Origin of the sequence: Pseudomonas fluorescens (genome assembly GCF_000802965.1) — a bacterium.
GTDB classification, from domain to species: Bacteria; Pseudomonadota; Gammaproteobacteria; order Pseudomonadales; family Pseudomonadaceae; genus Aquipseudomonas; species Aquipseudomonas fluorescens_A.
The window spans coordinates 144763-156469 of the sequence record NZ_JSAK01000010.1; the positions used below are offsets into that span (position 1 = coordinate 144763).

Genomic DNA, 11707 nt, shown 5'->3' on the forward strand with positions numbered 1-11707 from the left:
TGCCCACGTATACGAAAAATTGACATTAAACTAGCACGACCAAAGGCAACTTTACACCGTCTGTCACAAAGGCTTGAGCGATTATGTCGATTTGCCAGCAAGTCAGGGCAGGTTAAAAAGTCTTACAACTAAAAAATACCCGCCTTACAAGCGCCGACTCAGGCATCCACCATCGCCATCGCCTCCTCGACATCCACCGCCACCAGACGCGAACATCCCGGTTCGTGCATCGTCACCCCCATCAGTTGATCGGCCATTTCCATGGCGATCTTGTTGTGGGTGATATAGATGAACTGCACCGACTGCGACATCTCCTTGACCAGCCTCGCGTAGCGTCCAACGTTAGCGTCATCCAGTGGTGCGTCAACCTCATCGAGCATGCAGAACGGTGCCGGATTCAGCTTGAAGATCGCAAAAACCAGAGCCAACGCAGTCAGGGCTTTTTCGCCACCGGAGAGCAAATGGATGGTGCTGTTCTTCTTGCCGGGCGGCTGCGCCATGATTGTCACCCCTGTATCGAGTAGATCTTCGCCCGTCAGTTCCAAATACGCGCGTCCTCCACCGAAAACTTTTGGGAAAAGCGCCTGTAAACCGCCATTGATCTGATCAAAGGTATCTTTGAAACGGTTGCGGGTTTCCTTGTCGATCTTGCGAATCACGTTCTCCAGCGTGTCGAGTGCTTCCACCAGATCGTCGTTCTGCGCATCCAGATAACGTTTACGCTCGGATTGTTGCTGGTATTCGTCGATGGCCGCGAGGTTGATCGCACCGAGGCGCTGAATCCGCGCGGCAATGCGTTCAAGTTCTTCCTCAGCAGCCTTCTCGCTGGCCTCGGCGGTCAGCGTGGCGAGCACGCCGTGCAGGTCGTAACCGTCCTCGAGCAACTGATCCTGCAACGCCTTGCGCCGCACGGTCAGGGCTTGCCATTCCATGCGTTGCTGTTCGAGTTGGCTGCGGATCAACTGGGATTGCTGTTCGGCCTGGGTGCGACGTTTCTCGGCCTCGCGCAGTTCGCGGTCGGCGTCTTCGAGGGCGATCTGCGCGGTCTTGAGTTCTTCGTCGACGGTCATGCGCTTGTCGAGCAACTCTTCAAGTTTCAGGCGCAGCTCTTCCAGCGGTGCCTCGCCCTCCTCCAGATTAAGGCTCAACTGCTCGCGCTTTTCGGTCAGGCGTTCGGACTGCATTTCCAGACGTTCCAGCGCCTGTCGCGTCGAATCGTGCTGAGCCTTGAGCGAACCCAGTCGCACCGCCAATTGATGCGCGTGATCCTTGTGTTGCCGGGCCTCCTGCCGCACCCGGTCCAAGCGCTCGCGCAAGCTGTCACGCTGGGCCAGCAGCAGCTCGCGCTGCTCGGTGTCCAGCGCCATGCTGTCGAGGGCTTCCTGCAATTGCAGGCGCGCCTCGCCGATGTTTTCGTGCTCCAGCGCGCGTTGCTCGCCCAGTTCTTCAATCTCTTCATCAAGACGCGTGCGGCGCAAGGTCAACTGCTCGGCTTTGGCTTTGCCGGCCGAAAGTTGAGCTTTCAATTCACCTTGTTGGCGCGCTTCGTCTTGCAGCAAACGACGCAAATGTTCGCGGCCGTTTTCCTGCTGACGCTGTTGCGCCCGCAGGTTTTGCAATTCGGTTTCCAGGGTTTCGACAGTCGCTTCGCGCTCTTCACGCTCAAGGCCCAGTTTCTGGATTTCCTGACCACGGGCGAGCATGCCGCTTTCCGCTTCGCTGGCGCGACGCACGCGCAGGAAGTGCCGGCCGACCCAATAGCCGTCGCGACTGATCAGGCTCTGGCCGACAGTCAATTGACCGCGCAAAGCCAAGGCCTGTTCGAGGCTGTCGACCGGTTTGACTTGCCCCAGCCATGGGGACAGATCGATCTGCGCCTCGACTTTGTCCAGCAAGCTGCCGGGCACACGTACGCCATCGGTAGCCGGGCTGAGCAAGCGCAGATCGCCTTGGGTAAACCCGGACAAATCGAAATCGTTGAAATCATCCACCAGCACCGCTTGCAGGTCGGCGCCAAGCACGGTTTCCACCGCCAGCTCCCAACCGGCTTCAACCTTCAGGCCTTCAGCCAGACGCGGGCGATCCGCCAGATGCTGGTCGCGCAGCCATTCGGCGGTGCCAGTGCCCGGATCGAGCGCAGCTTGTTGCAGGGCTTCCAGCGAAGCCAGGCGACCATTGAGACGCTGCAAATCACCCTGAGCCTGCTGTTGCGCCGACAGCGCGTGTTGCAGTTGCTGGCGCAGTTGCTCGAGTTTTTCGACCTGAGCTTGTTCGCTGGTCTGCAAATCCTCGAGGGTTGCCTCGGATTCAGCGAGTTGCTCGCTGAGCTCCATGATCGCTGCGTCTTCCGGGTCCGCCGAAAGCAAGGCGCGCTCTTCGCCGAGACGCTTCTGCCGATCGGCCAGACGCTCCAGGCTGGTTTCCAGTTGCTGGATACGCGATTGCTGGACTTCAGCCTGACGCCGCGGTTCGGCGGCGGTCAGGTTGAAGGTGTCCCACTGCTCCTGCCAGCCGTGCATGGTGGTTTCGGATCCTTCCAGCGCGGCGGCGGCTTCTTCGGCGGCGGCGCTGGTGACTTCCTGCTCTGGCGTGAGCATGTCCAGCTCTTCGCCGAGGGTCAGCAATAGCGTGCGGTCATGGCCCAGGTGCGATTCGGTTTCCAGGCGCGCACGCTCGGCTTCTTTCAGGTCGTCCTGCAACTGACGCAAACGCTGCTGGCCGTGCTGGATGCTCTGCTCGACCCGAGCGATGTCGCCGCCGACCGAATAGAAGCGCCCTTGCACCAGATTGAAGCGTTCGGAGAGGTCGTGGTGCCCGTCACGCAAGCGTTCGATGCTCGCATCGGCGTTACGCTGCTCGGCGACCAGCGCTTCGAAACTGATTTCCTGGGTGCCGATGATCGCTTCGCGCTGGCCGACCTGTTCGTTCAGATCCTGCCAGCGCAGTGCCGAAAGTTGCGCCTTGAGCTGACGTTCTTCGCCTTTGTATTCCTGATACTTCTTCGCGGCCTCGGCCTGGCGGTGCAAGCGTTCGAGCTGGCGTTCCAGCTCTTCACGCAGGTCAGTCAGGCGGGCGAGGTTTTCGTGGGTGCGGCGAATACGGTTTTCGGTCTCGCGCCGGCGCTCCTTGTACTTGGAAATCCCCGCCGCTTCTTCGATGAAATTGCGCAGATCCTCAGGCTTGGACTCGATCAGCTTGGAGATCATGCCCTGCTCGATGATCGAGTAGCTGCGCGGGCCGAGGCCGGTGCCGAGGAAGATATCGGTGATGTCGCGACGACGGCATTTGGTGCCGTTGAGGTAGTAAGTGGTCTGGCTGTCGCGGGTCACTTTGCGGCGAATGGAGATTTCCGCGTAGGCGGCATATTCGCCGAGCAGTGTGCCGTCGGAGTTATCGAACACCAGTTCGATGCTCGCCTGGCTCACCGGTTTGCGGCTGGTCGAGCCGTTGAAGATGACGTCGGTCATCGACTCGCCACGCAGGTTCTTGGCGGAGCTTTCGCCCATTACCCAACGCACGGCGTCGATGATGTTCGACTTGCCGCAACCATTGGGCCCGACCACCGCCGCCATGTTACTGGGGAAGTTCACCGTGGTCGGATCGACGAAGGACTTGAACCCCGCCAGCTTGATGCACTTAAGCCGCAAGATCAGGCGTCCGTCAGGGCGGAGATCACCAGATCGCAGCTGCGCTGGCCGTAAGCGGTCAGCACTTCGCGGATCTGTGCAAAGTCACGGGCAATCACGGCGGCGAGCAAGCGCTCGAACAGTTCCAGATACTCGCTCATCGAGGCCTTGCGCTGATCCAGGGCAAGGAAATACGCGCGGCTCATGGCCGGCTGCAGATTTTCGACGGTTTCCTGCAAGTACGGGTTGTTGGCGAACGGATACGTGGCGCGCATCACATTGAAGCTGTCGTCGACGAAGGTATGAATGTCCTGGCGCTCGAAACTGGCTGTCAGGCGCTGCTGAATCTGCACGAATGGCGCCAGGTCGGCCTGGACTTTCCAGCCATTGGCCACGGCATTGGCGAGCAGGATGTACATCTCGCTCATCAGCGTGCACAGGCTCTGCACCTTGTGCGCGGTGAGCTCGGTCACGTGGGCGCCACGTCGCGGCAGGATCGCGATCAAGTGGCGACGTTCAAGAATGAGCAAGGCCTCGCGGACCGAGCCGCGACTGACATTGAGGGCCAGCGTGACCTTCTGTTCCTGGATGCGCTCCCCGGGCTTCATTTCGCCGCGAATGATGCGTTCGGCGAGGTGGTGAGCGATTTGCTCGGCGAGGCTGTCCGGCGCCTTGAACGTCATGGTTGTCCTTCAAACTCTTCGATTTGCACAAGCGGCGCAGTGTAGCGCAATTGATACGTCATGGCGGAGTGCCCGCCGGGTGGTTTTTGGCACGATTCAAGCAAAAAGCAGGCTAGCCCACGAGGGTCAATACTGAAGAAACCAGTGGTTAATCGACAAAATGGGCTTTCCTGACCTTTAAGTCAGAAAATCATTGACCGAAAAGTCAGACCTGCTAAATTCGGTTCATATCGGTTAACAACAATAATGAGTCTGCGAGGCCTTCCGTGATCCAGTTTTTACTAAACCAGGAACTCCGTAGCGAGCACGCCCTGGACCCGAACCTGACCGTGCTCAACTATTTGCGCGACCATGTGGGCAAACCCGGTACCAAAGAAGGCTGCGCCAGCGGTGACTGCGGCGCGTGCACCGTGGTGGTCGGCGAATTGCAGACCGATGAGGATGGCCGCGAACACATTCGCTATCGCAGCCTCAACTCGTGCCTGACGTTCGTTTCGTCCTTGCACGGCAAACAGCTCATCAGCGTTGAAGACCTCAAGCACAAAGGTGAGCTGCACAGCGTGCAGAAAGCCATGGTCGAGTGCCACGGTTCGCAATGCGGCTTTTGCACCCCCGGTTTCGTGATGTCGCTGTTCGCGCTGCAAAAGAACAGTGACGAGCCCGATTCCCATAAAGCCCACGAAGCGCTCGCCGGTAACCTCTGCCGTTGCACTGGCTATCGGCCGATCCTGGAAGCGGCCCAGCAATCTTGCTGCGGCAAGCAACCCGATCAATTCGACGCCCGAGAAGCCGAGACCATCGCCCGCCTGAAAGCCATCGCACCCACCGACATCGGCGAACTCAACAGTGGCGACAAACGCTGCCTAGTGCCGCTGACGGTGGCCGACCTGGCCGATCTCTACGACGCTTACCCACAAGCCCGCCTGCTCGCCGGTGGCACCGACCTGGCGCTGGAAGTCACGCAGTTCCACCGCACCCTGCCGGTGATGATCTACGTCGGCAACGTCGCCGAAATGAAACGTATCGAACGCTTCGACGACCGCCTGGAAATCGGTGCCGCCACCGCCCTCTCCGATTGCTACGAAGCGCTGAAGGCCGAGTACCCGGACTTCGGCGAATTGCTGCAGCGCTTCGCTTCCTTGCAAATCCGCAACCAGGGCACCCTGGGCGGCAACATCGGCAACGCTTCGCCGATCGGTGACTCGCCACCGCTGCTGATTGCCTTGGGCGCGCAGATCGTCCTGTGCAAGGGCGAAACCCGCCGGACGATGGCGCTGGAAGATTACTTCATCGATTACCGCGTCACCGCACGTCAGGAAAGCGAGTTCATCGAGAAGATCATCGTGCCCCGCGCCAGCGCCGAACAGCTGTTCCGCGCCTACAAGGTTTCCAAGCGTCTGGACGATGACATCTCTGCTGTCTGCGCCGCCTTCAACATCCGCCTGGAAAACGGTGTGATCGCCGACGCCCGCGTTGCCTTCGGCGGTATGGCGGCCATTCCGAAACGTGCCAACGCCTGCGAAACCGTATTGCGCAATGCACCGTTCAACAGCGCCACGCTTGAACGCGCCTGCGCCGCACTGGCCGAAGATTTCACGCCGCTCTCGGACTTCCGCGCCAGCAAGGAATATCGCCTGCTCAGCGCGCAGAACCTGCTGCGCAAATACTTCATCGAACTGCAAACACCGCACATCGAGACCCGGGTGACCGCTTATGTCTAATCATCACGCCGTAGAGAACACCCAGGCCGAATTGGCGGAACTGTTCGCCAAGGACCTGACCACCGGTGTCGGCCGCAGCGTCAAGCACGACAGCGCCGCCAAGCATGTGTCCGGTGAAGCGCAGTACATCGACGATCGCCTGGAATTTCCGAATCAGCTGCACGTCTATGCACGCCTGTCTGACCGCGCCCACGCGAAAATCATCAGCATCGACACCCAGCCCTGCTATGCCTTCGAAGGCGTACGCATCGCCATTACCCACGAAGACGTACCGGGCCTGAAAGACATCGGCCCGTTGCTGCCGGGCGATCCGTTGCTGGCGATCGACACCGTGGAATTCGTCGGCCAACCGGTGATCGCCGTCGCCGCGAAAGACCTGGAAACCGCGCGCAAAGCAGCGATGGCCGCGATCATCGAATACGAAGATCTGGAGCCAGTGCTGGACGTGGTCGAAGCCCTGCGCAAACGCCATTTCGTGCTCGATAGCCACACCCATCAGCGCGGCGATTCGGCGACTGCCCTGGCCACTGCTGAACATCGCATCCAGGGCACGCTGCACATCGGCGGTCAGGAACACTTCTATCTGGAAACCCAGATCTCGTCGGTGATGCCCACCGAAGACGGCGGCATGATCGTCTACTGCTCCACGCAAAACCCCACCGAAGTGCAGAAACTGGTGGCGGAAGTGCTGGACGTGTCGATGAACAAGATCGTCGTCGACATGCGTCGCATGGGCGGTGGTTTCGGCGGCAAGGAAACTCAAGCCGCGAGCCCGGCATGTTTGTGCGCGGTGATCGCGCACCTGACCGGCCAGCCGACCAAGATGCGTCTGCCGCGCGTCGAAGACATGTTGATGACCGGCAAGCGTCACCCGTTCTATGTCGAGTATGACGTCGGCTTCGACAGCACCGGTCGCCTGCACGGGATTGCTTTGGAACTGGCCGGCAACTGCGGTTGCTCGCCGGACTTGTCGGCGTCGATTGTCGACCGCGCGATGTTCCACTCGGACAACTCGTACTACCTGGGCGACGCGACCATCAACGGTCACCGCTGCAAGACCAACACCGCGTCGAACACTGCTTACCGTGGTTTCGGCGGCCCGCAAGGCATGGTCGCCATCGAAGAAGTAATGGACGCCATCGCCCGCCATCTGGCCCTCGATCCGCTGGCGGTGCGCAAGGCCAACTATTACGGCAAGACCGAACGCAACGTCACCCATTACTACCAGACCGTCGAGCACAACATGCTCGAGGAAATGACCGCCGAACTGGAAGAAAGCAGCCAGTACGCCGAACGTCGCGAAGCGATCCGCCGCTACAACGCCAACAGCCCGATCCTGAAAAAAGGCCTGGCGCTGACCCCGGTGAAATTCGGTATTTCCTTCACCGCCAGCTTCCTCAACCAGGCCGGTGCGCTGGTGCATGTCTACACCGACGGCAGCATCCACCTGAACCACGGCGGCACCGAAATGGGCCAGGGCCTGAACACCAAAGTCGCGCAGGTCGTGGCCGAAGTGTTCCAGGTGGAAATGGACCGCGTACAGATCACCGCGACCAACACCGACAAGGTGCCGAACACCTCGCCAACCGCTGCTTCCAGTGGTGCCGACCTCAACGGCAAAGCCGCGCAGAACGCTGCCGAAATCATCAAGCAACGGCTGGTGGAATTCGCCGCGCGGCAATACAAGGTCAGCGAAGAAGACGTGGAATTCCACAACGGCCACGTGCGGGTTCGCGATCACATCCTGACCTTCGAAGCGCTGATCCAGCAGGCGTACTTCGCCCAGGTTTCGCTATCGAGCACCGGGTTCTACAAGACCCCGAAAATCTACTACGACCGCAGTCAGGCTCGCGGCCGTCCGTTCTACTACTTCGCCTTTGGCGCGGCGTGCTGCGAAGTGCTGGTCGACACCCTGACGGGCGAATACAAAATGCTGCGCACCGACATCCTCCATGACGTCGGCGCTTCGCTAAACCCAGCCATCGACATCGGTCAGGTCGAGGGCGGTTTCATCCAGGGCATGGGTTGGCTGACCATGGAAGAACTGGTGTGGAACAACAAAGGCAAGTTGATGACCAATGGCCCGGCCAGCTACAAGATCCCGGCCGTGGCGGACATGCCCCTGGACCTGCGGGTGAAGCTGGTGGAAAACCGCAAGAATCCGGAAGACACGGTGTTCCACTCCAAGGCTGTGGGCGAGCCGCCGTTCATGCTTGGCATTGCTGCGTGGTGTGCGATCAAGGATGCCGTGGCGAGTTTGGGCGACTACAAGCATCAACCGAAAATCGACGCACCGGCGACCCCGGAGCGGGTGTTGTGGGGTTGTGAGCAGATGCGCCAGTTGACGGTGGCGAAGGCTGTCGAGGCTGAAACCGAGTTGGCTCCGCTCTAGGACCGAGGTGCGGCCATCGCTGGCAAGCCAGCTCCCACAGGATTTGTGTGAATCCAAATTCTGTGGGCACCACAAAGCACTGTGGGAGCTGGCTTGCCAGCGATGAGGCCCGAACTGACAACAGAGATGTTGAGGTGAAACATGTACAACTGGATCGACGCCCTCGCCGACCTGCAGAACCGGGGTGAACCCTGCGTGTTGGTGACCATCATCGAAGAGCTCGGCTCGACGCCGCGCAATGCCGGTTCGAAGATGGTCATCAGCGCCCGCCAGGCCTTCGACACCATCGGTGGCGGGCACCTGGAATACAAAGCCATGCAGATCGCCCGCGACATGCTCGCCAGCGGCAAGCAGGATACGCATCTGGAACGCTTCAGCCTCGGCGCCAGCCTGGGCCAGTGCTGCGGCGGCGCGACCGTTTTGCTGTTCGAACCGATGGGCCAGGTGCAAGCGCAAATCGCCGTGTTCGGCGCCGGTCACGTCGGCCGCGCACTGGTACCGCTGCTCGCCAGCCTGCCGTGCCGGGTGCGCTGGATCGACTCGCGGGATGACGAATTCCCTGAGCAGATCCCCCACGGCGTGCGCAAGATCGTCAGCGGAGAACCGGTCGATGAAATCGACGACCTGCCCGCCGGCAGCTACTGCATCGTCATGACCCACAACCACCAGCTCGACCTCGAACTCACTGCCGCGCTCCTCAAACGCAACGACTTCGCCTACTTCGGCCTGATCGGTTCGAAGACCAAACGGGTGAAGTTCGAACATCGCCTGCGTGATCGCGGTTTCGACAGCAGCGTGGTGCAGCGCATGCGCTGCCCGATGGGCATCGGCGAAGTCAAAGGCAAGTTGCCTGTGGAAATCGCCATCTCCATCGCCGGCGAGATCATCGCCACCTATAACGCGAATTTCGGCCAGCAGACTGTCAGCGCCGGATCATCGATTGCCAAACTGCTGCCTGCTTCACGCCGCAGCCAAGCCTCTAATTGAGAATGACCATGCCTTTGACTCGCAAAGCCTACCGCGCCGCCATTCTGCACAGCATCGCCGACCCCGCCGAAGTCGGGATCGAAGCCTCCTTCGAGTATTTCGAGGACGGCCTGCTGGTGATCGATAACGGCAAGATCAGCGCCCTCGGTCACGCCTCTGAATTGCTGCCAACCCTGCCGGCCGACATCGAAATCACCCATTACCAGGATGCGCTGATCACTCCTGGTTTCATCGACACCCACATCCACCTGCCGCAAACCGGCATGGTCGGTGCGTACGGCGAACAACTGCTGGATTGGCTCAACACCTACACCTTCCCGTGCGAAAGCCAATTCGCCGACAAGGCCCACGCCGATGAAGTCGCGGACATTTTCATCAAGGAACTGCTGCGCAACGGCACCACCACCGCGCTGGTATTCGGCAGCGTGCATCCGCAATCGGTGAACTCGTTCTTCGAAGCCGCTGAACAGCTCGACCTGCGGATGATCGCCGGCAAGGTGATGATGGACCGTAACGCCCCCGACTACCTGACCGACACCGCGGAATCAAGCTACGTCGAAAGCAAGGCATTGATCGAACGCTGGCACGGCAAGGGTCGCCTGCACTACGCCGTCACCCCGCGCTTCGCACCAACCAGCACCCCGGAACAGTTGACCCTCGCCGGCCAGTTGCTCAGCGAATTCCCTGACCTGTACATGCAGACCCACATCAGCGAAAACCTCAAGGAAATCGAGTGGGTCAAGGAGCTGTTCCCGGAGCGCAAGGGCTACCTGGACGTCTACGATCACTACCAGTTGCTCGGCGAGCGCTCGGTGTTTGCCCACGGCGTGCACCTGTGCGATGACGAGTGCGCGCGCCTAGCGGAAACCGGCTCGGCGATCGCCTTTTGCCCGACGTCGAACTTCTTCCTCGGCAGCGGCCTGTTCAACCTGCCGATGGCCGAGAAGCACAAGCTGAACGTCGGTATCGGCACGGACGTCGGTGGCGGCACCAGTTTCTCGCTGCTGCAAACGTTGAACGAAGCGTACAAGGTCATGCAGCTGCAAGGTGCGCGCCTGAGCCCGTTCAAGTCGCTGTACCTGGCAACCCTCGGCGGCGCTCGTGCGCTTCGTCTGGAAGACAAGATCGGCAACCTGCAACCGGGCAGCGATGCGGACTTCCTGGTGCTGGACTACAACGCCACGCCGTTGCTGGGTTATCGCTTGAAGCAGGCGAATAACATTGCCGAGACGTTGTTTGTGTTGATGACGCTGGGGGATGACCGGACTGTGCAGCAGACCTATGCGGCGGGAAATCTGGTGCATCAGCGCTGAGTTTTTTCCGGGCATAAAAAATCCCCCATCGCTTTTCAGCCTGGGGGATTTTTATTGCCTGTCAGTCCGCCATCGCTGGCAAGCCAGCGATAAACACACCTCGGTCTGTCAGAGTTTCGCGGCCGACCGCCCTGGCTTCTTGGTCTGCAACAAATGCGAAAACACCGCATGCAGATCATCCGACGCACTTTCTTCGTCGAGGTTGAGTTTGCTGTCGATGTGATCCATGTGGTGCATCATCAGGTTCACCGCCAGTTCAGCGTCGCGCTTTTCAATGGCGTCGATCAACTGGGTATGCTCGTCGTACGAGCAATGGGAACGGTTGCCGCTTTCGTACTGGGCGATGATCAGCGAAGTCTGCGACACCAGGCTGCGCTGGAAGCTGATCAACGGCGCGTTTTTCGCCGCTTCGGCTAGTTTCAGGTGGAATTCACCCGACAGACGGATACCCGCACCGCGATCGCCACGGGAAAAGCTGTCGCGTTCGTCGTTGACCATCTGCCGCAATTCGGCGATTTGCTCGGCGGTGGCGTGCTGAACCGCCAATTCAGTGATTGCGCGTTCTACCAGACGCCGGGCCATGAACACCTGGCGCGCCTCTTCGACGCTCGGGCTGGCCACGACTGCACCACGGTTCGGACGCAGCAGAACCACGCTTTCATGGGCCAGGCGCGACAGCGCGCGGCGAATGATGGTGCGGCTGACCCCGAAAATTTCCCCCAGCGCTTCTTCGCTCAACTTGGTGCCGGGCGCCAGACGCTGTTCGAGGATCGCCTCGAAGATATGCGCGTAGACAATATCGTCCTGAGTACCGCTGCGGCCGGCTTTGCCTGCTCGCGGTTGTTTCTTGAGGGGCTGCAACTGTTCGTTCATGGGCACTCGAGTCGGGAGAACTGCGGCGAATTGACCGTGACTGTAATACGGCACAGTGGGTCGCTGGCAAGTATCGCGTAAAAAACATGGCGATTGTACACAATGCTTAGTG

Annotated in this window: 7 protein-coding genes; 4 read left to right on the forward strand and 3 right to left on the reverse strand. The window is 60.1% G+C overall.

Annotated elements, in window-relative coordinates; genetic code table 11:
- Positions 1-158: 158 nt before the first annotated feature.
- Both smc and NL64_RS09915 read right to left on the reverse strand, forming a co-directional pair.
- Positions 159-3647, reverse strand: a complete 3489-nt coding sequence (gene smc, locus NL64_RS09910; protein ID WP_034147944.1) for a chromosome segregation protein SMC — start codon at positions 3645-3647, stop codon at positions 159-161.
- A gap of 2 nt (positions 3648-3649) precedes the next feature.
- Positions 3650-4309, reverse strand: coding sequence for a GntR family transcriptional regulator (locus NL64_RS09915; RefSeq protein ID WP_034147945.1), 660 nt, complete (start codon positions 4307-4309; stop codon positions 3650-3652).
- A 266-nt stretch (positions 4310-4575) separates the two neighbouring features.
- On the opposite strand from NL64_RS09915, the gene xdhA reads away from it, so the two are divergent.
- The 4 genes from xdhA (at position 4576) to guaD (ending at position 10722) form a co-directional block, all read left to right on the forward strand.
- Positions 4576-6030 (forward strand): xanthine dehydrogenase small subunit, encoded by a 1455-nt coding sequence (xdhA, locus tag NL64_RS09920; protein ID WP_034147946.1) that lies wholly within the window; start codon positions 4576-4578, stop codon positions 6028-6030.
- The gene (gene xdhB / locus NL64_RS09925) at positions 6023-8422 is read left to right on the forward strand and encodes a xanthine dehydrogenase molybdopterin binding subunit (RefSeq protein WP_034147947.1); all 2400 of its coding nucleotides are present in this window, start codon (positions 6023-6025) and stop codon (positions 8420-8422) included. Before xdhA ends, xdhB begins: the two co-directional genes overlap by 8 nt.
- 141 nt (positions 8423-8563) lie before the next feature.
- Positions 8564-9409, forward strand: a complete 846-nt coding sequence (gene xdhC, locus NL64_RS09930; RefSeq protein ID WP_034147948.1) for a xanthine dehydrogenase accessory protein XdhC — start codon at positions 8564-8566, stop codon at positions 9407-9409.
- Positions 9410-9417: 8 nt separating this feature from the next.
- Entirely contained in the window at positions 9418-10722 is a 1305-nt protein-coding gene (guaD, locus tag NL64_RS09935) for a guanine deaminase (RefSeq protein ID WP_034148018.1), read from the forward strand.
- 108 nt (positions 10723-10830) lie between these two features.
- On the opposite strand, the gene NL64_RS09940 is transcribed toward guaD, so the two are convergent.
- Complete coding sequence (locus tag NL64_RS09940) at positions 10831-11595, reverse strand: GntR family transcriptional regulator (RefSeq protein WP_034147949.1); 765 nt, start codon at positions 11593-11595, stop codon at positions 10831-10833.
- Between the last annotated feature and the right edge of the window lie 112 nt (positions 11596-11707).